The 24895-nt window shown below is 58.6% G+C and carries 21 protein-coding genes; 14 read left to right on the top strand and 7 right to left on the bottom strand.

What is annotated here, in order from left to right; genetic code table 11:
* The first annotated feature begins 5 nt into the window (after positions 1 to 5).
* Both glp and HYP802_RS0110455 read left to right on the top strand, forming a co-directional pair.
* Positions 6 to 1217, top strand: coding sequence for a gephyrin-like molybdotransferase Glp (gene glp, locus HYP802_RS0110460; RefSeq protein WP_013947222.1), 1212 nt, complete (start codon positions 6 to 8; stop codon positions 1215 to 1217).
* A gap of 206 nt (positions 1218 to 1423) precedes the next feature.
* Positions 1424 to 2263 carry a transglutaminase family protein gene (locus tag HYP802_RS0110455; RefSeq protein WP_013947221.1) on the top strand — a complete coding sequence of 280 codons (840 nt, stop codon included), beginning with the start codon at positions 1424 to 1426 and terminating at the stop codon, positions 2261 to 2263.
* Between the two features lie 55 nt (positions 2264 to 2318).
* Here the strand turns inward: HYP802_RS0110455 and efp are convergent, their stop codons facing one another.
* Entirely contained in the window at positions 2319 to 2888 is a 570-nt protein-coding gene (gene efp / locus HYP802_RS0110450; protein WP_013947220.1) for an elongation factor P, read from the bottom strand.
* Positions 2889 to 3037: 149 nt separating this feature from the next.
* Here efp and epmA point away from each other — a divergent pair, with 149 nt between their 5' ends.
* From epmA to HYP802_RS0110435, 3 genes are all read left to right on the top strand, one after another.
* Positions 3038 to 4087 (top strand): EF-P lysine aminoacylase EpmA, encoded by a 1050-nt coding sequence (gene epmA / locus HYP802_RS0110445; RefSeq protein WP_013947219.1) that lies wholly within the window; start codon positions 3038 to 3040, stop codon positions 4085 to 4087.
* A 65-nt stretch (positions 4088 to 4152) separates the two neighbouring features.
* Positions 4153 to 4626, top strand: a complete 474-nt coding sequence (locus HYP802_RS0110440; RefSeq protein ID WP_013947218.1) for a GFA family protein — start codon at positions 4153 to 4155, stop codon at positions 4624 to 4626.
* On the top strand, positions 4623 to 5693 hold the full coding sequence (locus HYP802_RS0110435; RefSeq protein ID WP_013947217.1) for a lysine-2,3-aminomutase-like protein: 1071 nt from the start codon (positions 4623 to 4625) through the stop codon (positions 5691 to 5693). Before HYP802_RS0110440 ends, HYP802_RS0110435 begins: the two co-directional genes overlap by 4 nt.
* A 13-nt stretch (positions 5694 to 5706) precedes the next feature.
* Here HYP802_RS0110435 and HYP802_RS0110430 read toward each other — a convergent pair whose 3' ends face one another.
* Complete coding sequence (locus HYP802_RS0110430) at positions 5707 to 6081, bottom strand: hypothetical protein (RefSeq protein WP_013947216.1); 375 nt, start codon at positions 6079 to 6081, stop codon at positions 5707 to 5709.
* 276 nt (positions 6082 to 6357) lie between these two features.
* On the opposite strand from HYP802_RS0110430, the gene HYP802_RS0110425 reads away from it, so the two are divergent.
* From HYP802_RS0110425 to HYP802_RS0110410, 4 genes are all read left to right on the top strand, one after another.
* Positions 6358 to 8490 (top strand): molybdopterin oxidoreductase family protein, encoded by a 2133-nt coding sequence (locus HYP802_RS0110425; protein WP_013947215.1) that lies wholly within the window; start codon positions 6358 to 6360, stop codon positions 8488 to 8490.
* Between the two features lie 160 nt (positions 8491 to 8650).
* A complete protein-coding gene (locus tag HYP802_RS0110420; RefSeq protein ID WP_013947214.1) occupies positions 8651 to 9037 on the top strand; it encodes a DUF3307 domain-containing protein in 387 nt (128 codons plus the stop codon).
* Between the two features lie 163 nt (positions 9038 to 9200).
* Positions 9201 to 9758 (top strand): sigma-70 family RNA polymerase sigma factor, encoded by a 558-nt coding sequence (locus HYP802_RS0110415; protein ID WP_024275688.1) that lies wholly within the window; start codon positions 9201 to 9203, stop codon positions 9756 to 9758.
* Positions 9755 to 10396: an NrsF family protein gene (locus tag HYP802_RS0110410; RefSeq protein ID WP_024275687.1), complete on the top strand. Its 642-nt coding sequence runs from the start codon at positions 9755 to 9757 to the stop codon at positions 10394 to 10396. The genes HYP802_RS0110415 and HYP802_RS0110410 overlap by 4 nt, the downstream gene beginning before the upstream one ends.
* Before the next feature lie 21 nt (positions 10397 to 10417).
* On the opposite strand, the gene HYP802_RS0110405 is transcribed toward HYP802_RS0110410, so the two are convergent.
* The 5 genes from HYP802_RS0110405 to HYP802_RS0110385 all read right to left on the bottom strand — a co-directional run bounded on the left by HYP802_RS0110405 (position 10418) and on the right by HYP802_RS0110385 (position 16002).
* Complete coding sequence (locus tag HYP802_RS0110405) at positions 10418 to 11695, bottom strand: FAD-binding oxidoreductase (RefSeq protein WP_024275686.1); 1278 nt, start codon at positions 11693 to 11695, stop codon at positions 10418 to 10420.
* A 159-nt stretch (positions 11696 to 11854) separates the two neighbouring features.
* Positions 11855 to 12679: an ABC transporter permease subunit gene (locus tag HYP802_RS0110400; protein WP_013947210.1), complete on the bottom strand. Its 825-nt coding sequence runs from the start codon at positions 12677 to 12679 to the stop codon at positions 11855 to 11857.
* On the bottom strand, positions 12676 to 13578 hold the full coding sequence (locus tag HYP802_RS0110395; RefSeq protein WP_013947209.1) for an ABC transporter permease subunit: 903 nt from the start codon (positions 13576 to 13578) through the stop codon (positions 12676 to 12678). The genes HYP802_RS0110400 and HYP802_RS0110395 overlap by 4 nt, the downstream gene beginning before the upstream one ends.
* Positions 13579 to 13588: 10 nt before the next feature.
* Positions 13589 to 14782 carry an ABC transporter ATP-binding protein gene (locus HYP802_RS0110390; protein WP_013947208.1) on the bottom strand — a complete coding sequence of 398 codons (1194 nt, stop codon included), beginning with the start codon at positions 14780 to 14782 and terminating at the stop codon, positions 13589 to 13591.
* 101 nt (positions 14783 to 14883) lie between these two features.
* Entirely contained in the window at positions 14884 to 16002 is a 1119-nt protein-coding gene (locus HYP802_RS0110385; protein ID WP_013947207.1) for a polyamine ABC transporter substrate-binding protein, read from the bottom strand.
* A 477-nt stretch (positions 16003 to 16479) separates the two neighbouring features.
* Between HYP802_RS0110385 and HYP802_RS0110380 the strand changes: the two genes are divergently transcribed.
* The 5 genes from HYP802_RS0110380 (at position 16480) to HYP802_RS0110360 (ending at position 24808) form a co-directional block, all read left to right on the top strand.
* Positions 16480 to 17880 carry a glutamine synthetase family protein gene (locus tag HYP802_RS0110380; RefSeq protein WP_024275685.1) on the top strand — a complete coding sequence of 467 codons (1401 nt, stop codon included), beginning with the start codon at positions 16480 to 16482 and terminating at the stop codon, positions 17878 to 17880.
* 381 nt (positions 17881 to 18261) lie between these two features.
* Complete coding sequence (locus tag HYP802_RS0110375) at positions 18262 to 19392, top strand: response regulator (RefSeq protein ID WP_013947205.1); 1131 nt, start codon at positions 18262 to 18264, stop codon at positions 19390 to 19392.
* A 281-nt stretch (positions 19393 to 19673) separates the two neighbouring features.
* Positions 19674 to 20924, top strand: coding sequence for a class I SAM-dependent methyltransferase (locus HYP802_RS0110370; RefSeq protein WP_244420991.1), 1251 nt, complete (start codon positions 19674 to 19676; stop codon positions 20922 to 20924).
* A 4-nt stretch (positions 20925 to 20928) separates the two neighbouring features.
* Positions 20929 to 23574 carry an ATP-binding protein gene (locus HYP802_RS0110365; protein ID WP_013947203.1) on the top strand — a complete coding sequence of 882 codons (2646 nt, stop codon included), beginning with the start codon at positions 20929 to 20931 and terminating at the stop codon, positions 23572 to 23574.
* The gene (locus HYP802_RS0110360; protein WP_013947202.1) at positions 23555 to 24808 is read left to right on the top strand and encodes a response regulator; all 1254 of its coding nucleotides are present in this window, start codon (positions 23555 to 23557) and stop codon (positions 24806 to 24808) included. Before HYP802_RS0110365 ends, HYP802_RS0110360 begins: the two co-directional genes overlap by 20 nt.
* Positions 24809 to 24895 lie beyond the last annotated feature (87 nt).

The following is a 24895-nucleotide window of genomic DNA, read 5'->3' as shown; positions in this document are numbered from 1 at the left end:
CGCACATGGCTTTGCTTCCCGTTTCCGTCGCGTTGCAACGCATCCTTGAAAACGCCACGACGCTCAGCGCCGAGACGGTCGATCTGCTCCGTGCCCACGGTCGCACGCTGGCGAGCCCAGTCATTTCAAAAGTCGACAACCCACCTTTTGATGCCTCCGCTATGGACGGTTACGCCGTCCGCGCGGACGATATCGCGAGCGTTCCCGCTACGCTCAACCTCGTCGGTGAATCAGGTGCAGGCCATCCTTTCGATGGTTCTCTTGGTAAGGGCGAAGCGGTCCGCATTTTTACCGGTGGCCGCGTACCAGACGACGCCGACGCCGTCGTCATTCAGGAAAACACCACCGCGTCAGGCCCGACCGTTACCGTTCTAGAAACCGCGAAGTGCGGCGCCAACATCCGCCCGAAAGGCCAGGACTTTGCGAAGGACGAGTGCCTTATCGAACCCGGTCGTCTCCTGACCGCACGCGATGTTTTGATATCGGCGTCTTGTGGCTACGGTGAACTCTCTGTTGTCCGCAAGCCGGTTGTCGCGATCCTTTCCTCAGGCGATGAACTGGTCACTCCGGGAAACCCTTTGGCCCTCGGCCAGATCTCGGGGTCAAACGCATACGGTCTCGCATCCGTCGTCGAAATGGTGGGCGGCAAAGCGCGCTTCCTCGGCATCGCGCGCGATTCACTTGCTTCGCTTGAAGAATTCATCTCAGCCGCCGGCGATGCCGATGTATTGGTCACGAGCGGAGGTGCGTCCGTCGGAGACCACGATTTGGTTCGACCGGCACTTGAGAACGCAGGCGCTAAGCTCGACTTCTACAAAATCGCGATGCGCCCGGGAAAGCCACTCTTCTTCGGCTCACGTCACGTCGGCGGTAAACTGCAATACTGCCTCGGTCTCCCCGGAAACCCCGTTGCTGCGATGATCTGTGCGCGCGTTTTTCTCGTGCCACTCATCGGTCGTCTGCTCGGCCTTGAGAAGCCGTTCCAAGCCATCGATGCTGCGCTGACAGACCCCGTGCCCGCCAACGGCCCACGCGAACACTATATGCGCGGCTTGCTTGATGTTTCGACGTCACCAGCTCGTGTCACGCCGTTCACAAACCAGGACAGCGGCCTCGTCAAATCTCTCCAGCGCGCCAATTGCCTCGTTGTAATCCCCGCGGACGCGCCATCGCTCCATGCCGGAACGACCGTGAAAGTACTGCGGTTGGATATTTGATTGCGTGCTGAGTATCTTCAACGCAAAATAAAACGCGGCGCAAAATCAGAACTAAAGTTGGCCGTGTGCGCCGGATTTGTTGGCTGAACACGCCAAACAGCGCATTTTTGCTGGATATTTGTGCAGATCTCAGCCTTTTATTTCGGAACATTCGACTGCTGCATGACGTTTTTTGGCAAACTTGTTTGTCGCGAGGGCGTACGATTATGCTCATTCATGTCGGATACGATATTGGACTTGAAGTTTCTGCCCCCACGCCACTGCTCCTGCTTCTCGACGTCCACCCCGGCCGTCGTCGCGATATCATCTACGAAGATGCACTCAACGTTCCCGATATCGCTATCGAACGCGGACTGGATATTTACGGCAACCGCACTCAGCGCCTCGTTGCGCCCAAAGGCTTACTGAAGCTGAGCTATCGCGCCGTGGTGCGCGACAGCGGTGAGCAGGAAGAAGCGCCACTTGGCGCCCGAGAAATTCCCGTCGCCGACCTGCCGAATTACGCCATGCACTTCCTCAGCGGCAGCCGCTATTGCGAGACCGATGAGCTGACACAGATCGCTTGGCAACTCTTCGGCAACGTGCCGCCCGGCTACGCACGTGTGAAAGCGATCTGCGATTTCGTACACAATCATATTCGCTTCGACTATCAGCAGGCGCGCTCCACCCGCACGGCGTTCGAAGCTTACAAAGAAGGGACCGGCGTCTGTCGTGACTTCGCGCATCTCGCCATCGCGTTCTGCCGCTGCCTCAACATTCCCGCGGCATACGTCAACGGCTACCTCGGCGATATCGGCGTGCCGCCCGATCCGGCTCCGATGGACTTCAGCGCCTGGTTCGAAGCCTACGTCGACCATCGCTGGGTCACGTTCGACGCGCGCCATAATGTTCCGCGCACCGGCCGCATCGTCATCGCGCGCGGCCGCGACGCTGCCGACGTCGCGATGGTGACGTCGTTCGGCCAGCACTATCTGGCCGAGTTCAAGGTCATTTGTGAGGAAGTCGCGCCCCAGCGCGCCGAAGAACTCTCGTCACGCGCGGCTTAAAAAAACACGCCGAGCGGCCGGCTCCCCGGAGGGGAGCGCCCGGTGTAAACAAAAACTAATCCTTCGCGCGTTCGACGTACGAACCGTCTTCCGTCATGACGACGACGCGAGTGCCAGCGCCGATGTGCGGCGGCACCATCACGCGGGCGCCGTTCGAAAGCTTCGCGGGCTTATAAGAAGATGACGCCGTTTGGCCTTTGACGACCGGATCGGCTTCGACGATCTCGAACGTCACGCGCTGCGGCAGTTCCACCGAGATCGGATTGCCCTCGTGCAGCGACACGAGGCACGTCATGCCTTCCTGCAGCCACTGGCCCTGATCGCCGAGCACATCCTTCGGAATGGTGATCTGGTCGAAGGTTTCGGGCTGCATGAAGTTGTAGCCCATGTCGTCTTCATAAAGGAAATTGAAGTCTTTTTCGTCGAGGTAGGCGCGCTCGACCTGATCCGTCGTGCGGTAGCGCTCGGTAACCTTCACGCCATCGGCGATGCGGCGCATTTCAAGGTGTGTGACGGGCGTACCCTTGCCCGGATGGATATTTTCCGCATGCATCACGACGGCAAGCTTGCCATCCAGATCGAGCACATTGCCTTTGCGGACCGAGCTTGCAATAACCTTCACCACGGGTACGTCTCCGTTTTAATCAAAGCGCTGCGGCCGCCTCATGGGCGGCCAGCCGGCGGAAGCCTTCAGGGAATCTGTCGCGTCTCATACCCGCTTAGCCCCTTGCCGCCAAGTGCGGCAACCCTGTCCTGAACGCCCAATTTGCAAGCATGTCGCAGCAATCCCCCTGGTGGAGCCCCGAACGCCACGCCGACCGCCGCCCATTTCTGGCCGGGCGGGGCCGTATCAAGGCCGCAATCCGCAATTGGTTCGTGGGCGAAGGCTTTACCGAGGTCGAGCCTGGCATTCTGCAGGTGTCGCCCGGCAACGAAACACACCTCCATGCCTTCCGGACGGATCTGATCGGTACGGATCTTTCCCGGCACGAACTTTATCTGCATACGTCGCCCGAGCTTGCGATGAAGAAACTGCTGGCGGCCGGCGAAACGAAAATCTTCGCGTTCGCACCGGTGTTTCGCAATCGCGAACACGGCAGCCTGCACAGCCCGGAATTCACCATGCTCGAATGGTATCGTGCCGACGAGCCCTACCAAACGCTCTGGGACGATTGTGCGACGATCTTGAAAATCGCCTCCGAAGCAGCCAGGCACTCGAATTGGACCTTTCGCGGCAAGACCTGTAATCCCGGCGCGCCGTTCCAAGCGCTGACGCTGGAAGAAGCTTTTCTGCAATTCGCCGGGATGCCGCTGCGCGAAGCGATATCGCAGAACATTCTCGACCGCGCAGTACTTGCCGCCGCCGCGGAAGCTGCCGGCATTCGCATTGCCTCTGACGATACATGGTCGGATATCTTCAGCCGCGTGCTCGTCGAGAAGATCGACGACCGCCTCGGGTCACCCGCACCGACGATCCTTTATGAATATCCCGTCGCGGAGGCTGCGCTTGCACGCCCCGTATCGAGTGATCCGCAGGTCGCCGAACGCTTTGAGCTTTTCGCCTGTGGCGTCGAACTCGCGAACGGTTTCGGCGAGTTGACGGACGCCGACGAACAACGCCGCCGCTTCGAAATGTGGATGGTGGAGAAACAACGCATCTACGGCGAGCGTTATCCGATCGACGAGGATTTCCTCGCAGCTCTGAGCGTCATGCCGCCATCGTCAGGCTGTGCGCTCGGCTTCGATCGTCTGGTCATGCTCGCCACCGGCGCCGAGCGAATTGATCAAGTATTATGGACGCCCTTTCCGGAACCAGGCAAATAAGCTCAGCCAAAGTCCCCTCTCCCCATTCTAAAGTGCAGGAGAATGGGGAGAGGGAGAATTGACCGATGACCAAAGAGATCCACACCGGCGGTTGCCAATGCGGCGCGGTCCGCTTTCGCGTCGAGGGCGAACTCATCGACGCATCGGTCTGCCATTGCCGCATGTGCCAGAAAGCGTTCGGCAGCTTCTACGCGCCGCTGGTCAGCGTGCGCGGCGCCAATCTCGTCTGGACGCGCAGTGAACCGAAAAAATTCCAATCGTCAAACGCGGCCGCGCGTGGCTTCTGCGCCGATTGCGGCACGCCTCTAACCTACGAAGCGCCGGACGGCGTTGCAATCGCGATCGGCGCTTTCGATCACCCAGAAACAATCGTCCCGAAAATCCAATGGGGCACCGAAGCCAAGCTACCCTATGTCGATTGGGTTGCGGGTCTTCCGCAGCACGAGACGCTCGAAGACCCGAACGCGGCGCCGTTCCTTAAAACGCTCGTCTCCTACCAGCACCCCGATCACGATACGGAGATCTGGCCGCCCAAATGACGCTGATCGAACGCAAGCTGACATCGATTGACGATCTCATCGACGCGGGCCTCGCCCGCGCCGAAGATCGTGCCACACTGCACGATATCGCCAAGCGTTACGCCGTTGCGATCACACCCGCCATCGCCAATGCGATCGATCCGTCTTCTGCGGATGATCCCATCGGCCGCCAATTCGTCCCCAGCGCCCGCGAACTCGAATTGCATCCGCATGAGCGCGACGACCCCATCGGTGATCGCATCAAAAGTCCGGCCCCCGGCGTCGTCCATCGCTACGCCGATCGCGTCCTGCTGAAAATCGCGAGCGTCTGCCCCGTCTACTGCCGTTTCTGTTTCCGCCGCGAGATGGTGGGACCGGACAACGGTGAAGCGCTCTCCGCCGCGGAACTCAACGCGGCGCTCGACTACATCGCGAAAACGCCGGCAATCTGGGAAGTGATCCTGACCGGCGGCGACCCCTTCGTGCTCTCGCCGCGCCGCGTCCGCGAGATCACGGAGGCGCTTTCAAATATCCCGCACGTTAAAATCCTGCGCTGGCACACCCGCGTACCGATCGTCGATCCCGAGCGCGTGACGGACGATCTCATCTCGGCGCTGAAAGCATCGCGGCTGACGGTATTCGTTGGTTTGCACACAAACCATCCGCAAGAGTTGAACGCCTCGGCGCGCGGCGCAATCGACCGCCTCGTCGATGCTGGCATACCGCTCGTCAGCCAAACCGTGCTGCTCAAAGGCATCAACGACAATGCCGACACGCTGGAAGCTCTGATGCGCCGCCTCGTCGAATTGCGCGTGAAGCCGTATTACCTTCACCACGGTGACCTCGCCCCGGGCACCACGCACTTTCGGACAACGATCGCCGAAGGCCGCCAACTGATGATCGAACTGCGCCGCCGCCTCTCAGGCTTGGCGCTGCCAACCTACGTGCTCGACCTTCCAGGCGCGCACGGCAAGGTCCCGGTCGAGCGACATTCGAAGACTGCTGCAGACGGCAGCGAAATATTTGTCGACCGCGAGGGAGCAATACACGTCTACGAGGATGCCTGCGCCGCTCCGGACGTCCCTTGATCGCCAGCCGCGATCAAATCCTGCGCCACGCGCTCGATAGGAAACGTTCAGGCGGTGGCACGCCATCTTCCAGATGCAGCGCATCGACGGCATCGAACCATTCATCCCGCAGGCTCTGCGGCAAGCGCGTCCCGCACCACGGGCATCGATCGATCAAGACATACGATGCCGTGCCGTCGTGGATGATCAGCCCGTATTCGTTCATGACCTCATTGTAGACGATCAGCGAATCCGCGCACGCGAAGGGATCCTCATGGTCCTTGCAGTCGAATCGCAATGCATCGACCATTGAGGCGCAACAGTGCTGGACGGCCCGACTGGGAGGCGCCCAATCGAGATTCAAGGGCATCCAAAGCACCCGTCGCCCTGGAAATAGCGCCTTCGACATATCCTGCGACCCTTCCCACGCGGTCTTCCCAATTTGTCGTCTTAGCATGCCGGAAAAGCTAGTGAATTCATCTGAAGACAGAAGATGGCGCGCTTTCAGACTTTCGTGCCAATTCAGCCCAATGGCGGGACCACTTTTATTTCCCGCCGACCTCTGAACGCGTTTCCCTCTCTGTCGCCAAAACGCTTTCGCGTTGCGCTCTCCGTCGCTTCGGTGCCAAACTGACGCACGTTAAGAACACGCCTCAAGAATGGGCGGGCTTTCCACGGAGGAAACATGAACGAGCAACCGCAGCGGGAGAAATTCTTCGGCGCCTGCCCCCACGATTGTCCAGACACCTGCGCAATGGTCTACGAGGTCCAGAATGGCCGCCTCGTCGAGGTTCGCGGTAACAAACAGCATCCGATGACCCGCGGCGGCCTGTGTGTGAAGCTCAAGGATTTCGCCGACCATCATCATAATCCAGACCGCCTGCTCTATCCGCTGAAACGCACCGGCCCCAAAGGCTCAAAAGAATTCAAACGCATTTCCTGGGATGAGGCCATTTCCGAGATCGGCGCGCGCTGGCGCGACATCATCGCGGAGCATGGCTCTCAGGCAATCATGCCCTACAGCTATCTCGGCAATATGGGCCTCGTGCAGGGCATCAATTCGGGCGACCCGTTTTTCAATCGCCTGGGCACGACCGTGAATGAAAAGACGTTCTGCGCCTCGGGCTCCTCGACGGCATGGCTTCTGACAGTCGGACCGACCGGCGCGGTTGATCCGGAAAGCTTCGTCCACGCCAAATTCATCGTGATCTGGGCGTCCAATTCGATCTCGACCAATCTGCATCATTGGCCGTTCGTGCTCGAAGCGCAGAAACGCGGCGCGAAGCTCGTTGTGATCGACGCCTATCGCTCGCGCACGGCAAAAGCCGCGGACTGGCACATCTGCCCGAAGCCCGGCACCGACGGCGCGCTGGCAATGGGCTTCATCAATTCCATCATCGCACAAGGCTTGGTCGATCAAGACTACGTCGACAATCACACCTACGGCTTTCCCGAGCTGAAAGAACGCGCCGCCGAATTCACGCCCGAGTACGTTGCACGCACGACCGGCGTCCCCGCCGGGGACATTGAAAAATTCGCTCGTGAATTCGCAACAGCGCAGCCCTCCGTCATTCGCTTGGGTGTTGCGCTTGAACGCAGCGCGGGCGGTGGTCAAGCGATCCGGGCCGTCTGCAGCTTGCCTGCCCTCGTCGGCTCCTGGCGTCACGTCGGCGGCGGCCTGCTGCAGATGCCGCTCTGGGATTTCCCGATCGATTGGGTAAAAGCCGCACGCCCCGAATGGATCAAACCCGGCACCCGCGTCGTCAACAACTTGCGTCTCGGTGCGGCTTTGACCGGCGAAATGCAGCTGGATCCGCCGATCAAAAGCCTCTTCGTCTTCTGCACCAATCCGGTCAGTCAGGCGCCCGAGACGAACAAAATTGTCGAAGGCCTGCAGCGCGAGGACCTGTTCACGGTCGTCGCAGAGCACTTCCTCACCGACACCGCGAAATATGCCGACATCGTCCTACCCGCAGCGATGGCAGGTGAAGCCGAGGATATGATGTGGTCGTGGGGCCACTTCTATCTGACGTACAATCAGAAGGCCGTTGAGCCGCCAGGCGAATGCAAGCCGACGAGCGATCTCTGGCGGATGCTTGCGAAGGAAATGGGCTTCGACGATCCCGTCTTCAAAATGACCGACAGCGAATTGTGCGCCGAGTACATAAATTGGACCGACCCGAAGATGGGCGGCGTCGACATGGAGTATTTCAAGACCCACGGCTACTTCAAGATCAACGTCGGGGCAGCCGACACCCGCACTCCACACGCCAACGGCAACTTCCCGACGCCGTCAGGCAAGGTCGAGTTCCTGTTGCACGACGCTAAAAACTTCGTAGCCGGTCCCTTCCGCGCCATGTACGAGGGCGAGCAATCGGGCGAACCTGTTGATCCCCTTCCCGGCTTCGTACCGCCGCGCGAAACGCCCGAAACGAACCCAACACGCGCCAAACTCTATACCCTCAACATCATCTCGCCGAAAAGCCACGCGTTCTTGAACTCGTGCTACGCCAACGAGCCGCACAAGGTTAAAGTGCAGGGCGACCAGTTCGTGATGATCTCCCCCGGGGATGCCCAGAGGCGTTCGGTGCGCGACGGTGATCCGGTTCGCGTCTACAACGACCGCGGCGACTTCGAAGGCGTCGCGCGCGTAACAGATGACGTTCCCGACGGCGTTGTCGTCGCGACGCTCGGGTATTGGCGGTCGCTCAATCGCTCGGATGGTTCCGTCAATTGCATCTCGTCGGACGCCTGGAGCGGATTAGGCCGCGCCCCGACGTTCTCCGATAACCTCGTCGAAGTTCAGCGCGTGAATTAAGACGCCATCTGCACACCGAAATTGGTCCTGGGCGGCACCGCGTTGCCCAGGCCACCTGTTCCCCAGGTGACATTCCAGACAGCCCGGTTACGCTAAAAACCACGAAAAAGGACGAAGCGAGCGGTGTCTGCCCATCGCCGTCCGGCAGCGATGGAGCTTCATGTCACCCGGTCACGCGGCGCTTGCCGCGATCACCTATCTGCTTGTGAAACATGCCGTCGCGGACTTCATCCTGCAATCGGATGGGATTTTCCGGCAGAAAGGGCACTATGGCGCGCCCGGCGGCCTGCTGCATGCCTTCATCCATATCGTATTGACGGCGCCCGTTTTTTGGCTGTTTCCGGGTGGCGGCCTGCCGCTTGCCGCCGCTCTCCTCGCTGGCGAATTTCTCCTGCACTATCATATCGATTGGCTGAAACAGCGGCTCGTCGCGCGCGAAGGCTGGACGCCGAAAGATACGGGCTTCTGGTGGGCCTTGGGGATTGACCAGCTTCTCCACGGACTGACCTACATCGCCATTCTCTGGCTTTGGCTGCCCGCTAACTAACCCCCAAAGTGCGTTTTTTGCTTCGTGTCACCTTGCGCAGTTTATGCCATCCCTGCCATATGCGGCGCGGAGTCGAAATATGCTGTTCGGCGGCAGCAGAAATATTTTCTTCACGATGTAACGTTTGCTCTACGAGCAGCGAAGACGACGAAGAAGGGCTATTTTGGACCGAAAGGCTCGAGACGCTCAGTGGTCGACCTTGATGCGCGCGGCGATCGCGGGCAACGAGAACGCTTACCATAAACTCCTGTCCGAACTGTCGATGGTTCTGAGAGGGGTTGTTCGGCGCGGCTTTGCCGGCATCGGTGTGCCGCGTGATGACGTAGAGGATGTGGTGCAAGACGTTTTGCTTGCCATCCATTTGAAACGGCATACGTGGGATCAATCGATGCCGCTTGGCCCCTGGGTCTCGGCGATCTCGCGCAACAAGATGATCGACGACTTGCGCCGTCGCGGCCGACGTCCCGAAGTGGCAGTTGATCTCACCGAATTCGACATCGAAGGCGACGATCAGCAGGCCTCCATCGACGCCCGCGACGTGGATCGCATCCTCGATGGTCTGTCGGAGAAAAACCGCGATATCGTACGTTCCATAAGCATCGATGGGCATTCCGCACGCGACGTCGCGGAACGCCTTGGAATGACGGAAGTCGCAGTACGCGTCGCTTTGCACCGAAGCCTGAAGGCCCTCTCGGAGACCTATCAAGAGAAGAAGATATGAGAACCGAAGATCTGATCAAAGCCCTTGCTGCCGACGCCAAAAGCGTCGAGCCGCCTGTCGCCCAGACCTTGGCGACGGCGGTCGGCGTTGGCACGTTGATCACGGCCCTCGTGTTTTACGGTCTGTTCGGCATTCGCGATCACTTCATGGAACTGGTGACCTCGTCGCCGCGCTTCCTTTTCAAATTCGTTCTGACGCTGAGCGTCGCCATTCCCGCGTTCTTCTTGGTTCGCGACTTGGCGCGGCCGGACTTTAAGCCGGGCAAAATGATGTGGTGGCTAGCCCTGGCACCGCTGGTGCTTGCCGTCGGTGTCCTCCTCGAACTTTTCGCCCTGCCGAGCGATGCCTGGCGCGCCAATATGGTCGGACACAACGCCGTCTTCTGCCTGATCGTCATTCCGCTGCTGTCGCTGACGCCGCTGGTCGCCGTGCTTTATGCCTTGCGCAACGGCGCGACGACCCACCCGGTCATTGCCGGCGCCGTCGGCGGCCTGCTATCGGCAGGCATATCCGCAACGCTTTATGCAGCGCATTGCCCGGACGACAGCCCGCTGTTTCTGGCGGTCTGGTACTCGATCGGCGTTCTGGTGATGACGGGCCTCGGCGCGTTGCTCGGACCGCGCGTCCTTCGCTGGTAGTTGGCGCTGCTGCTGCGGCGCTTACATCAAATCGCGCATGCGGTAGTAGAGCATCCCGAGCGCCAGCATGTAGTTGCCGAACACGTCGCTCAGCGGCAGCCGCACATGCTTGATCCGCGACATCAGGTCGAACTGCTCTGTCGTACCGCAAATGGCGTCGGAAACGATTTCGGCCATGATGTGCGTAGCGTTGACGCCGTGCCCCGAATAGCCCTGGAAGTAATAAAGGTTCGGTGACAGCCGCCCGACGGCGGGCACGCGATTGACGACGATCGCGATCGTCCCACCCCACTTGAATTCCACCCGCGCATTCTTGAGCTGCGGAAACACCTGCACCATTCGCGGATGCATGACCGCAGCGATATCTTTCGGATCGCGGTTGGTATAGTTGCAGCGGCCGCCAAACAGCATGCGGCGATCCGCCGACATCCGGAAATAATCGAGCACCACGTTACTGTCAGCGACCGCGAGATTTTGCGGATCGACGGATGCCGTCTCTGAGCCCGTCAGTGGTTCGGTCGCGATGATGTAGCTGCCCGCGGGCAGCATCAACCCCTTGAGCCCCGGCTGGCCGAACTTTTCGAAAATCTCGCCGCCGATGATGACAGTTCCAGCTTCGACGCGGCCTCGCTCGGTCTGAACCCAGGGCCTTGCGCCGCCCGACAGATTGACGACCTTCGTTCCTTCGAAAATCTTGACGCCGAGCGAAGCCGCCGCCGCTGCTTCCCCGCGACACAGATTGAGTGGATGCACATGACCACTGCGCCGGTCGATGTAACCGCCATAGTAGGATTCCGTGCCGAGAACTTCGGGCATCCGATGCTTCTCGACGACCTCGATCTGATCGCCGTCGCCATCTTTCATCCGGCCTTCGACGTAGGCGCGCATATGATCCATATGTTTCGGCCGGGCCGCGACCTCCATCCAGCCGTAAGCCAGATCGCAGGCGATTTTATATTTAGCGACCCGCTCTTCGATAATCTGATGCCCGCGATACCGCATATCGCGCACGAGCTTGGCGCCCGCCGAACCAAGCTGCCGCTTGATTGCCTCTTCGCCGCTGATGCCGCCGATCATCTGGCCGCCGTTGCGTCCCGACGCGCCCCACCCGATGCGGTTGGCTTCGAGCAGAACGACTGACCGTCCGCGCTCCGCCAGCGTCAGCGCCGCCGCTACGCCGGAAAAACCGCCGCCAACGATGCAGACATCGGCTTTAACGGTGCCTTCGAGCACCGGATAGCGCGTCTGGTCATTGGCCGTCGCGGCGTAATAGGAACGTATGTAATCTTGTGCTGTCACGATGGCCCGGTGCTTAGCGCGCTCTGGCGCGAAAGACAAATGCGACTTCTCATCTCCAGCATCGCGCACCGCTCCCTATTCCGCGCAATCGGAATCCGCCCTTGCAATGGATAGAAGCAATACCGCCAAGCGGCCGTTAAGCCACCCGCTCGTCGCAACTCAGCCCGTGGCACCAAAAGCCTTCCGGCGCTCGCGCTCAGCCCGATCCGTCTGCCGCTTGGTAAAGAACGCCGCGGAAAGTACGCCAACCGTTACGATGCCGACCAGGATCGTTGAGATGGCGTTGATCTCCGGCGTCACGCCAAGCCGGACCTGACTGTAAATTTTCATCGGCAGGGTCGTCGCACCCGGGCCTGTCGTGAAACTCGCAATCACGAGATCATCAAGTGAAAGCGTGAACGCAAGCAACCATGCCGATACGACCGATGGCGCGATGATCGGCAGCGTTATTTGAAAGAACGTGCCGACCGGCGTCGCTCCGAGATCCATCGCAGCTTCCTCGACCGACTTGTCGAAGTCCTGCAGGCGCGCCTGCACGACGACAGCGGCGTAGCACATCGTGAATGTGATGTGCGCGATCGTGATCGTCCAGAAGCCGCGATCGAAGCCCAGCGCCACGAACACCAGCAGCAGCGACAGGCCGGTGATAACGTCCGGCATGACGAGCGGCGCAAAGATCATTCCCGAAAAAAGTGTTCGACCATGGAACCGTCCCATGCGGACAAGCGTGATGGCCGCAAGCGTGCCGAGCACCGTCGCGACTGTCGCCGAAACAATGGCGACACGAATGGTCACCCACGCCGCATCTTTGAGACCCTGGTTCTGAAGCAGCGAGCCGTACCACTTCGTCGACCATCCGGCCCATACGGTAACGAGCTTTGACTCGTTGAAGCTGAAGATCACCAACAGCAGGATCGGAATGTAAAGGAACGCAAATCCGAACGTGATCGAAGTCGCGTTGAACCAGGAAAAGCGTCCCTTCATCGTCCGGCCTCCCGCTGCATTTCCTGCTGCCGCTGGAACAGGACGATCGGAATGATCAGCACCAGCAACAGCAGCACCGCCACCGCCGACGCCAACGGCCAGTCGCGGTTATTGAAGAATTCCGTCCACAGCGTCTTACCTATCATCAGCGTATCCGAGCCGCCAAGCAGGTCCGGGATGACAAACTCACCAACCGCCGGAATGAAAACGAGCAGGCATCCAGCGAATACGCCGGGCATCGACAATGGAAACGTCACTTGCCAGAAGGCGCGCCACGGTTGCGAGCCGAGATCCTGCGCGGCCTCAAGCAACGACGGATTGATCTTCTCGAGGCTGGCATAGAGCGGCAAGATCATAAAGGGCAGATAGGAATACACGATGCCGATATAGACCGCCGTCGTCGTATTCATGATTTGCAAGGGCTCGCTGATGATGCCGAGCTTTATCAGGAACAACGACAGAAAGCCCTCGGGCTTCAGGATCGCGATCCAGGCATAAATGCGGATCAGAAATGAGGTCCAGAACGGTAGGATAACGAGCATCATCAACGTCGGCTGCCAAGACTTCGGCGCCCGCGCCATGCCGTAAGCCATCGGGTACGCGACAAGCAAGGTCAGGATCGTCGAAAAGAACGCGATCTTGAGGCTCGAGAGATACGAATTGATGTAAAGAGAGTCGCTGAAAAGAAATGTGTAGTTCTCGAAATCGAGCTGCGAGAGGAACGTGCCGATCCCCTTCGACCAACTGAACGTTGGCGTGTACGGCGGGATCGCGGTCGCGACATCGGAAAGCGATAGCTTGAAGACGATAAAGAACGGAATGAGGAAGAAAACGAGCAACCAGAGAAACGGCGCGCCGATCACGTACCAGCGCTTCAGATCGGAAGTTTTTGAACGCATATGTGCAACCTCAGCCCGTCAGCACCACGCCTGCATCGACCGGCCAATCGAGCCAGACGCCGTCCTCCCAGGTGATCGATTGCTCGACCGTGTGTGCCGCGTTGGCACGAAGCGCCGTTATGCGTTCGCCCGAAGCCGTACGAACGTGATAATGCGAAATTGAGCCAAGGTAGCCGATATCTTCGACTTTGCCGGGAATGGCGTTGACGTCTGATGAGGGCTTCTCACGCCCGATCCGGATTTTCTCAGGCCGCAGCGCCAGCCCGACTTTCTGCCCAACGGTCACGGGCTCTGCACTTCTTGTCTTGAACTTGTAGCCGTCCGCCGCATCGATTTCGACGCAGCCTTCCGAAACATTCGAGACGGTGCCTTCAAAGACATTCACGTCGCCGATGAAGCCCGCGATGTACCGCGTCTTCGGATTCTCATAGATATCGCCCGGCGTCGCGACCTGCTGAAGAAGGCCCTTCTCCATCACGGCGATGCGGCTCGCGACCGTCATCGCCTCTTCCTGATCGTGCGTGACGATGATGAAGGTCGTCCCCGTCGTTTCTTGAATACGCATCAATTCGAACTGAGCCTGCTGCCGCAGCTTCTTGTCCAGCGCGCCGAGCGGCTCGTCGAGCAGAACAAGGCGCGGCTTCTTGGCGATGGCGCGCGCAAGCGCCACGCGCTGCTGCTGGCCGCCGGACAGCTGATTGGGCTTGCGTTTCGCGAACTGACGAAGCTCAAGCATCCCCATGGCTTCATCGACGCGCTCTTCGATCTTGTCCTTCGGCATCCCCTCCTGTTTGAGGCCGAAACCGATGTTGCGCTCGACCGTCATATGAGGAAACAGCGCGTACGACTGGAACATCATGTTTACCGGCCGCTCATAGGGAGGCATGTCGGTGATGTCCTGCCCGGCGACGATGATGCGACCCTCAGTTGGCCGCTCGAACCCGGCGAGCATTCGGAGAAGCGTACTCTTTCCGCACCCAGAAGGCCCAAGAAGCGCAAAGAACTCTTTCTCATAAATATCGAGTGTCACATTATTGACGGCGACAAAGTCATCGAACCGTTTCGTGATGCCTTCGAAGCGAACCATCGGCGGAAGGTCTGGATTCTTCCACGGCGCGAACCCGGTCTGCGGTGCGGCCGTCCGCGGACCTGCACGTTGCGAGGAAGCAGCGTTCGCCTGGGATGGAGCAGTCGCAACAGACATGATGAGAGTTCCCTTCAACCGATCGAAATTGACCGCCGGGACACCGGCGACAGTGAAGAAAGAAAAAGCCGCGCCAGTATGTTTCTGGCGCGGCCCTGAACTTATTGGCCTGTCGTGATTTTCGTCCACATTCGCGTGGCGACACGTTGGGTTTTATTATCCCACGTCAAGTGGACGAACAATTTCTTCATCGTATCGGCATCCGGATAGACCGCCGGGTTATCGAGGACGCTCTTATCGATGAACTTCTGCGAACCGAGGTTGCCGTTCGCATACTGGACGAAGTTTGAAGCCTTCGCCATGACCTCTGGCCGGTTGAGATAATTGATGAAGGTCAGAGCTTCGTCGACATCCTTGGCGTCCGCCGGGATCGCCATCATGTCGAACCACATCTGCGTACCTTCCTTCGGAATATTATACTTGATGACTTGGCCATTCTTCGCTTCTTCAGCGCGCGACGCGGCCTGAAGAATATCGCCCGACCAGCCGAGCGCCATGCAAGCATCGCCGTTCGCCAGCGCGTTGATGTATTCGGAGGAATGGAACTTCTTGATATACGGCCTGATCTTCAGCAGCATATCTTCGACTTTTTGGAAGTCTTCCGGATTTTTCGTATTCGGATCGAGGCCGAGGTAATTGAGTGCAACCGGAATGATGTCTTCCGGTGAATCCAGCATATAGATGCCGCAGTCCTTGAACTTCGCGGCAATCTCCGGCTTGAAGATCATATCGAGTGAGTTGACCGGCGCATCAGCCATGCGCTCTTTGATCTTGCCTTCATTATAGCCGACGCCCGTGGTACCCCACATCCAGTTGACGGCGTATTCGTTACCCGGATCGTACTGCGCGATACGATTATAAACTTCGGGCCATGCGTACTTTAAGTTTGGAAGCTTGGCCTTATCGAGTTTCTGGAACACGCCGGCTTTGATCTGGCGCGAAAGAAACGATGCGGTCGGAACGACGACGTCATATCCGCTGCCGCCTGCGAGAAGCTTTGTTTCCAGAACTTCGTTGCTGTCGAAGACGTCATAAACGACCTTGATACCGGTTTCCTTCGTGAAATCGGTAAGGATCGAAGGATCGATATAATCCGACCAGTTGTAGACTTTTACGACTCTATCAGCTGCCTGCGCGTGATGGCCAACGAGTCCGACTGTCGCCACAGCCGCAACAATAGAGTACGCGACGCTACGCGCCGCCTTACTGAGCCACAACATCCGAAATCCTCCACGGATCAGTCCCATACCCGGCCACGTTAAACGGCCGGACCACACCCAACGCCGCTCGCACAGCGTTTTGCTAAACACCGACCATACTGCGCATTTAAATTGCGAAGCACAACGGGGCTTGTCGGAGATTTCTTGTTTGCACTGCGACGCGCAACGAAAAACGTTCGTCCAATGGACGATTGCCCGATCTCAAGTCAGGGCGCCGCCCTATTGGGCGACGGCAACGATATTTGGCGATAAGATATGTCATCGTGGCGGCTATTGAGGTCCCCCCATGTAAAAGGTTAAGTCTCTTCTAGCCTACCGAGCGACGGCTCAATGCGTCTGACCGATGTCTGAACTTAGAGGGCAAGCCCTCCTTATCAAAGCCATGGCTGTCACATGACCTCGACGCTTGGCGATGACGTTCGTTAGACCGAACACAACGCGTCAGCCGAATATAGTTGAACAATACCCAGGTGCTCCATGAACGCCCCACCAGTACGTCCCATCCACGAGGAAAGTGATTTCGGCGTCGGCTCCACTCCTGAAGGACTTCGGGATTGGCTGCGCGAACATCGCATCGAAGAAATAGATTGTGCAGTGCCCGATATTGCAGGTGTCGCGCGCGGCAAGACGATGCCCGCTGAGAAATTCGTGAAACTCGATGCGGTCCATCTTCCGATATCGATTTTTCATCAGACTATCACCGGCGACTACGTCGGTTTCGAAGAAGACGGTCAGGAGCTTTACGCCGAGAGCGACCTGATGATGGTTCCCGATCTGTCAACCATCCGCCCAGCTCCGTGGGCTTCGAGCCCAACCGCGCAGGTCATTCACGACGCCCAATGGCAGAGCGGCGGTCCGGTTGAAATAGCACCGCGCAACGTCTTGAAGCGCGTCGTCGATCTCTACGCCAAGGAAGGCTGGGTGCCAGTCGTTGCGCCGGAACTCGAATTCTATCTGACGAAAACCAACCCCGATCCCGATTATCCCTTGGAGCCGCCGACGGGCCGTTCCGGTCGTCCTGGCGCAGGCCGCCAAGCCTACAGCCTTGGCGCTGTCGACGAATATGACAAGATCGTCGATGACATTTACGAATTCGCCGAGCGCCAGTACCTCAAGATCGACACCATCATCCAGGAAGGCGGCGCCGCGCAGCTCGAAATCAATCTCCTTCACGGTGACCCTGTCGACCTCGCCGATCAGGTCTTCCTTTTCAAAAGGACAATCCGCGAAGCCGCCTTCGCGCAAAACTGTTACGCGACCTTCATGGCAAAGCCACTCGCCAATGAGCCCGGCAGCGCCATGCACGTGCATCAAAGCATCGTCGACGCCAAGACCGGAAAAAACATCTTCACGCTGGAGAGCGGCGAACCGAGCAAGCTATTCTTCAACTTTCTCGCCGGTCAGCAAACGTACCTTCCGGCAGCCATGTGCCTGCTTGCCCCGTACGTGAATTCCTATCGCCGCCTCGTGCCGAATGGAGCTGCGCCAATCAACGTCGAATGGGGTTTCGACAACCGCTCTGCAGGCCTGCGCGTGCCGGTCGCCAACACCTCGGCCCGGCGCGTCGAGAACCGCCTCGCGGGCGCCGATTCAAACCCCTATCTGGCACTCGCCGCGAGCCTCGCGTGCGGCTACCTCGGAATGAAGAATGCGCTTGAACCACGCCAAGCCGTGGTCGGTAACGCTTACCGCAACGATCATCAGTTACCACGCGGCCTGCTCGAAGCGCTGACCGATTTCGAGGAAAGCACGGCCCTTCACGACATTCTCGGAAAACGTTTCTGCCACGTGTATCTGGCCCTGAAGCGCAGTGAATTCGAAGAATTCATGCGCGTCATCAGCCCTTGGGAGCGAGAACATCTGCTGCTCAGCGTCTGAGGACCGGCTGCCCGATCCTATTCCGATAGCGAGCGCCCACGTCGGCGCTCGCAGAAACGACAGCGATTTCCGAATTTCCAAAAGATAAAGATACTGTCAGGCTGCATAGGCAGACGTTAACGAGTTCCTTGCTCATCGGCTCCGCCCGCCTTAGCGAAGTATGCCTCCGCCATACGCCGAACTCCATTTTGTATCGCTATGAAAATAGCAGTCAGAAACTATTAAGATTGACTGCCAACATCTCAAATTTTCATTCAATCCGATATTGATTTTGAATATCAGTAGCCAGATTGAATTATCTAGGCACGTATATATATCCAAGGCATGCACGCAAATCAGAAGTCATTTTCACACTTCGCCTCAAGCAAGGCCTCTTGAACCATGTCAAACCGCTCAGAGACGAGCGACAAGCAGAACCCCACAATTCTCTTTGTCGACGACGAACCCTTATCGCTGAAATACTTCAAGGCGTCGGTCGGCAAATATGCGAACGTCCGAACGGCCAGCAGTCCCGATGCGGCTATGGAAATTCTCGAGTCCGAGGGCGACGAGATTTCCGTCGTCGTCAGCGACGAACGCATGCCGCGCGACAGCGGCGTTTCTTTTCTCAGCGATGTCCGCAAGTCCTGGCCGTCAACCATCCGCGTACTGACGAGCGCTTACGCCAACATCGACAATCTGCAGCACGCCATCAACGATGCAGCGATCTACCGCTTCGTGCCGAAACCCTGGAACCTCGATGAGCTTTGCGCGGCAATGCAGGACGCGCTGAGCGTCGAACGTTCGGCATCCAAGCTTGCAGAACCCGTCGTCGGCCCGATCTCAACCGGCGATGCCAGCGAAGCTAATCTCGCACTGCTGTCCATTCTTGCCGGTGGTTTGGACGCACCTTTGAAATCCCTTCACAGCGAGGCCCAGCACTTGGCCCATCTCGCTGGACAAGGATCGCTGGAAGCGCCGCAGAATACGAATGCGTACCTCGAATCTTGGTCGGCGCGCCTGCGTCAGTCCAAAATCGCAGCATGCTCGGGGCAAATTTTGCAAGACGTGGAGCAATGCAGGTCCATGGCCAATTCGATCGGCAGACTCGCCCGCGGCCTCGTCCAAGCCTCGGCTGGCCAGTCCTCCTCCATGGCGGATACGCTGCACGAAGTGATCGAGCAAAATGTAAGAGGGCCCGCCAAAGGCCTCTCGCTCGCTACCTCCGGCGATTTCACCTATCGGATGCCGCGCGAGATTATGAAATTCATCCTCGCCAACCTGCTGCGAAACAGCGGCGCCAACGGCCGCCAGTCGACGCCATCGGCTGAGATCGAACTCTTTTGCGGTGCCGCACACAACGAAGTGCGGCTCAGCGTGCCGGCCAAGGATGTGCCTGGCACTCTGGAGGATCATCAGACGTGGCGGACGATCCGCAGCGCCCTTTGGGCCTTCGGCGGCGAGCTGCTGACTTCCAGCGATGAAAATTTGTGCAAATCAACGTTCACGGTGTGCCTCCCTAAGGAGGCGTAGCAAAGATGTACCTCCAAGCCATTGATGCTTAGAAATCATCTCAACTGTTTCTAAATCACGCGGCGCAAAACTGAACGATTGTGGTAACCTTACGTTCGCGAAGTCCACATCGTTCAGTTGTAGGAGCACACCCCTTGCGCATCGAGCGAGATATTGATCGCACGGTTTCCTTTAGAAGTAGCCAAGGTACTATTTTCCGGGGCACCCTCAGAAAGCTGTCGCGGCGTAACATTGTTTTTGAGATTTACAATCCATTTTCGCCCGTCCAGACGAGCGAGGTATTGAGCGACCTTAAGGTGCGCCGCGGCAAGAACCTGGTCTACCAGGGAGACGCCGTCGTAACGGGGGTCGTTACAACGAGCATCTTGGTGGTTGTCTCAGCAACGCTGGTCAATCAATGGTCGGCAATCGACACTATCATCTCCGACCCCGCCGGGCTCGGATCGGAAGTCGGGCGCTTTGTCGAAGAATGGGAACGAGTCAACAAGCTCGATCCGAACTACCAGCTGAAAGTCGCCGATCTCCGGTCTTTTCTGAGCGACCTGAGCTTCTGGCTCGACCAGGTCGACCTGGCCATCGAAGGCGAACCCGGCGCAGGCAATGCGATGCTCGATGCCGAACGCTTTGAGGAAATCAAGGCGCCAGTGATGCCGCGTATCACCGAGCTCTTCCTTGAGCTTGAAAAGGCCTGCCGACAGCTCGAAGCCGACGAAGTCGAAAACCACAAACAGCTCGCCCAGCGCGATCTTCTGCCGTTGATGATGGCTTCGCCCTTCTTCAATCGCGTCTATTCGAAGCCGCTTGGCTATGCGGGCGACTACGAAATGGTCAACATGATGTTCCGCAAGGAGCGCGGCGGCAAGACGACGTACGGCCAGATCATCAACGATTGGCTGCTCAACGGCGGCCCGCCGGAAGCCCATCGCAACCGCATCTATATGCTCGAAAAGATGCTGTCGAAGGCCGCCGAGGACGCGGTAGCCGCCAACAAAGAAGTGCGTGTCCTCAATGTCGGCTGCGGTCCCGTTCAGGAACTCCAGCTGTTCTTTGCCAACAACAAGGAAGCCAAGCGTTTCTCGTTCGACTTGCTCGACTTCAATGCCGAGACGCTTGCCTATGCCCAAAATCAGATCGAGGCGATCACCGACAGTCAGGACGATCCGCCGAAGGTCACTTACATCCTCAAGACCGTGCAGGAGCTTCTTCGGCAGGCCATCGAGCTGCCCGAAGCTGCCAAAACCTATGACATCATCTACTGCGCCGGCCTCTTTGATTACCTTTCCGATCGCGTCTGCACCAAATTGGTACGCCTCTTCTACCAGTGGTGCGAACCCGGCGGCCGGGTGATTGTCACAAATGTGCATTCGTCAAACCCTGTGAAAGGATTGATGGAGCACGTCATGGAATGGCACTTGGTTCTGCGCGACGAAGCAGACATGGAAAGACTTGCACCGGATCTCGGTCCGCTAAAGATTTATACAGACGACACGGGTATCAACGTATTCCTGGAGATCGACAAACCACTCGTCTGACCGCATGGATGACCGCACCGACCTGAGACGCGCCTTCGAGGCTGAGGAGCACGAGCTTCGGCTAAGGCAGTCGAAGGTCGCCTGCATCCTTGGCATCGTCCTCATACCTGCGGGTATTGCGCTCGATCGCATTACCTATGCCGATCAGCTCGGAACGCTGACCGTTATTCGCCTCGTCGCGGCCGGGCTGATCGCAATTCTCTATGCCCTGCACTTCTGGGAAAAATCGGCTGTCTACGTCCGCTATCTGACGATGGCGGGCCTGCTGATCGCGGTCGCCTCGATCGCGGTCATCATCGGCATCACAGACGGCGCCAACTCGACCTATTACAACGGCCTGTTTCTTATTCTGTTCGCTGTCGGCGTCTTGGCGCCGATGCAGCCGTTCGAAGCGGCCCTGCTCTGCATTTCTACGCTGGGCATCTACATCATCGCCTGTTCGCGCGTGCCGAGCGCCCACGACACCACCAATACGCTTCTGAACAACCTCTATTTTCTCGTCCTGACCTGCATCATCTCGGTCACGGCCGTTCACTTCAACTACCGGCGGCGCTTCAACGAATTCCGCTTAAAGTACAAGCTGGCGTCCCAGCATCAGGAGCTGTCGGCGCTCGACCGCCTCAAATCCCAGTTCTTCGCTAACGTCAGCCACGAGTTGCGGACACCGCTGACGCTCATTCTCGCGCCTGTCGAAAAGCTGAAGTCCGACGCCGCCCGTCTCGGCCCATCGTCACAGCAGCTCCTGGACGTGATCGAGAACAACGCGCTGCGACTGCTGCGCCTCGTCAACGACATTCTGAGCCTCATTCGCTTGGAGGAAGGTCGGGCTACGCTCGCGAAGAGGCCGATCGACATGGGCCACTTCCTGAAGCACACCGCTGCCTCGATGAAGCATCTCGCGGCGCTAAAAGGCGTTCATCTCGATCTGCAGGAACCGCCAGGCGACCTGCTGATCAACGCCGATCAGGATGCGCTTGAGAAGATCGTCAGCAACGTCATCGCCAACGCCATCAAGTTTACGCCGCCCGAAGGCCGGATCGATATTTCAGCAGTCCGCGAAGAAAACTTCGTGACGGTCAAAGTCTCAGATACCGGCATCGGCATCCCGGCCGAGCAGCTTCCGCATATTTTCGATCGTTTCTATCAGGTCGATGGCTCCGCGACGCGGCGCCATCAGGGTCTCGGGCTCGGCTTGGCATTGGTACGCGAGCTGATGACCCGCCACGGTGGCGACGTCACCGCCACAAGCGATACGGGCCACGGCACGACATTTGTTTTACGTTTTCCTCACGCCCTAGAGGATACGCAATTTGACATGACCAACTCCGAAGAGAAGCCTGATCGCCTCGCTGACGATCCATTGCGGGCCTTCGACCGCAAAGCTTCCGCGCGAGCAATAATGGTTTCCGAGAACCCCAGCTTGACGTCGGATCCGACGGCGTCAAACGCCGCCAACCAGCCCGACGGACGATCCGAACTTCCCCTCCTTCTCGTCGTTGACGACGAGCCCGACATGCGCCGCTACCTCGTATCGATGCTGCGCGAAAGTTATCGCGTCATCGAAGCCCCCGATGGCATCAGCGCGCTGGAAAAAGCCAAGCAGGAAAAACCCGACCTCATCCTGCTTGACGTCATGCTGCCCGGCGTCAGCGGCTTGGAGGTTTGCCGGTCTCTGAAAGAGCGCGCGGAAACGCGTGCCATCAAGATCATCGTCTTGACGGCCCGCGTCGACGAGGACGCCAAGATCATCGCGCTGAAGCACGGCGCCGACGACTTCCTGATCAAACCGTTCAGCGGACTGGAAGTCCGCTCACGCATCGCGAACCTCATCCGTGCTTCCCAGCTCGAAAGCGACCTGCACCGAACCAACGCCGAGTTGAAGCAGAGCTTGCAGCAGTTGCGTGAAACCGAGGCTGCCCTCGTTCAGAACGCACGCCTAAGCGCGCTCGGCACGATGGCCGCCGGTTTGCTGCATGAAATCGGCAATCCGCTGAACTTCATGGGTACCGCACTGCAGCTCGCCGCCCGCGACCCGACGATTCAATCCGATCCAGATACCGCCGACACGCTGAAGGACATTCACGCCGGCTACGATCGCATTCATCGCGTCGTGACCGACCTTCGCGGCTTCACGGCGCCCCACCGCCCCGAGCATCCGCGGCCGTTCCATATCGAATCCGCCATTGACCACGCGCTCCGCTTCACCGCACACGTTCAGAAAGGAATAACCATAAAGAAAGATATCGCCGCGCAAGGCGAGGTCTTTGGATCGCAATCCACAATCGCGCAGGTGCTGGTCAACCTCATCGTCAATGCCGTGGCGGCCGTCCGCACCGTCGAAGAGCAGCGAAAGCCTGAAATCTCGATCACGACAGCCGTCGAAGGCAACGAAATCATCGTTTCCGTCCGCGACAACGGCACCGGCATAGACCCGAAAATCCAGAGCCAGATCTTCGATCCGTTCTTCTCCACCAAGGACGTCGGCGAAGGCATGGGCTTAGGCTTGGCGGTCAGCCACCGGATCATCGCCAACCACGGCGGTTCACTGAGTGTTAAGAGTAGTCTTGGAGAGTGGACCGAGTTCCGTTTCAACTTGCCGATCGCGTCGGAAAGAGAAGACCAGGTCTCCCATGGAGTCGTTTCGTATTGACCAGCCCGTCGAGATTCTCATCGTCGATGATGAACCGCAGGCGGTCAAATACTTCAAGAAGGCGTTTGGCGCGAAGTACGATGTACTGACTGCGACAAGCGCCGACGAAGCCGAAACCTTGATCCTGTCCGGCAATCACAACATCGGACTGGTCATTTCCGATCAGCGTATGCCCGGCCGCAGCGGCGTCAGCCTGCTGAACCGCATCCGCAATGAACGGCCCGATATCATTCGCATGCTGACGACGGCGTACGCCGATCTCGACAGCGCCATTGATGCGGTCAACAAGGGCGAGATCCTCCGCTACATCTCGAAACCCTGGGACCTGCGCGTTCTCGAAGCCGAAATCGAGCAGGCGATCACGTTCTATCTGCTGAAGAACGAATACGATATGCTTCTGCGCGACAAGCTCAGCGCGTTGCATCGTACGTTGCTGCGCGATCGCATGAACGATCTTGCGATGCTCTCGGGGCTACTGCCGTATAACAACGCCCCCCTGACGATGTACCACTACTTGAAGGATGCGATCGCCGAGACGTCGTGGCGCCCGTCCGCACAGAAACTCTGGTCGCAGCTTCGTATTCGCGACCACTGGCGCATTCCTGTCGAAGAAACCCAGCGCGCCATCGATCTTTCTGAAGAACTGTCACGCGAAACGCTGCATGCCGATATCGGTCCGGGTCACGACGCCGACATCGTCTCGATCGTGACGTCGTGCGCGGAAGCAATCAATCGTGAGATTGGCGCGCAGCAGATCTATGTCAATGCCGATAAGCCCGAGATGATCGTCGCTGCCGACCCGACGACGATGCAAAAGATCATGATTCAGCTGATGGAGCCGATGAGCCTCTGGCCGTCGTCCGGCAGCACGGTTCAGGTCAACATCAAGAGCGATACGCACAACAGCGAAGACGCCAGCGTGGAACTCCAGTTCGAATTGCGCAACTGCGAACCTCAGCGTGCGATTCAGGATTGCGTGCTCTTTACGGCACCACTGCACACCGCGCCGAAGCGCGCCAGCGACTATCTCCGCGCCGCACTTTCGATTGGCCACATCGGCGGCACGATCTCCTCGCCCCCGATGGAGAATGGCTACAAGCAGATCCTCGTCACGCTTCCTGTCCGCGCGAACAACGGCAGTAAGAAGATCGACACTGTGCCCAAGCAGTGGCTGCAGGATCTGAGCGATGAGTACGAGAAGTGGGTTCTCGGCACGCTCGACATCGCCGCTTGATCGCTGCGCACCCTGAGCCGCTATTCCTCGAATAGACCGGGGGCCTTGACCGGCCGCGTACCCTCAACGCTCTTTTCTACTGCCGAG

This window comes from Hyphomicrobium sp. 802 (assembly GCF_000526135.1).
Taxonomy (GTDB): domain Bacteria; phylum Pseudomonadota; class Alphaproteobacteria; order Rhizobiales; family Hyphomicrobiaceae; genus Hyphomicrobium_B.
Note: the sequence above shows the minus strand (reverse complement) of the source record. Positions and strands in the feature narration are given on the sequence as shown.

What these genes read in the sequence shown, in the direction of transcription:
- glp (WP_013947222.1), top strand. Translation starts at nt 6, where the DNA reads ATGGCTTTGCTTCCCGTTTCCGTCGCGTTGCAACGCATCCTTGAAAAC.
- HYP802_RS0110455 (WP_013947221.1), top strand. Translation starts at nt 1,424, where the DNA reads ATGCTCATTCATGTCGGATACGATATTGGACTTGAAGTTTCTGCCCCC.
- epmA (WP_013947219.1), top strand. Translation starts at nt 3,038, where the DNA reads ATGTCGCAGCAATCCCCCTGGTGGAGCCCCGAACGCCACGCCGACCGC.
- HYP802_RS0110440 (WP_013947218.1), top strand. Translation starts at nt 4,153, where the DNA reads ATGACCAAAGAGATCCACACCGGCGGTTGCCAATGCGGCGCGGTCCGC.
- HYP802_RS0110435 (WP_013947217.1), top strand. Translation starts at nt 4,623, where the DNA reads ATGACGCTGATCGAACGCAAGCTGACATCGATTGACGATCTCATCGAC.
- HYP802_RS0110430 (WP_013947216.1), bottom strand. Translation starts at nt 6,081, where the DNA reads ATGTCGAAGGCGCTATTTCCAGGGCGACGGGTGCTTTGGATGCCCTTG.
- HYP802_RS0110425 (WP_013947215.1), top strand. Translation starts at nt 6,358, where the DNA reads ATGAACGAGCAACCGCAGCGGGAGAAATTCTTCGGCGCCTGCCCCCAC.
- HYP802_RS0110420 (WP_013947214.1), top strand. Translation starts at nt 8,651, where the DNA reads ATGTCACCCGGTCACGCGGCGCTTGCCGCGATCACCTATCTGCTTGTG.
- HYP802_RS0110410 (WP_024275687.1), top strand. Translation starts at nt 9,755, where the DNA reads ATGAGAACCGAAGATCTGATCAAAGCCCTTGCTGCCGACGCCAAAAGC.
- HYP802_RS0110400 (WP_013947210.1), bottom strand. Translation starts at nt 12,679, where the DNA reads ATGAAGGGACGCTTTTCCTGGTTCAACGCGACTTCGATCACGTTCGGA.
- HYP802_RS0110395 (WP_013947209.1), bottom strand. Translation starts at nt 13,578, where the DNA reads ATGCGTTCAAAAACTTCCGATCTGAAGCGCTGGTACGTGATCGGCGCG.
- HYP802_RS0110390 (WP_013947208.1), bottom strand. Translation starts at nt 14,782, where the DNA reads ATGTCTGTTGCGACTGCTCCATCCCAGGCGAACGCTGCTTCCTCGCAA.
- HYP802_RS0110385 (WP_013947207.1), bottom strand. Translation starts at nt 16,002, where the DNA reads ATGTTGTGGCTCAGTAAGGCGGCGCGTAGCGTCGCGTACTCTATTGTT.
- HYP802_RS0110380 (WP_024275685.1), top strand. Translation starts at nt 16,480, where the DNA reads ATGAACGCCCCACCAGTACGTCCCATCCACGAGGAAAGTGATTTCGGC.
- HYP802_RS0110375 (WP_013947205.1), top strand. Translation starts at nt 18,262, where the DNA reads ATGTCAAACCGCTCAGAGACGAGCGACAAGCAGAACCCCACAATTCTC.
- HYP802_RS0110365 (WP_013947203.1), top strand. Translation starts at nt 20,929, where the DNA reads ATGGATGACCGCACCGACCTGAGACGCGCCTTCGAGGCTGAGGAGCAC.
- HYP802_RS0110360 (WP_013947202.1), top strand. Translation starts at nt 23,555, where the DNA reads ATGGAGTCGTTTCGTATTGACCAGCCCGTCGAGATTCTCATCGTCGAT.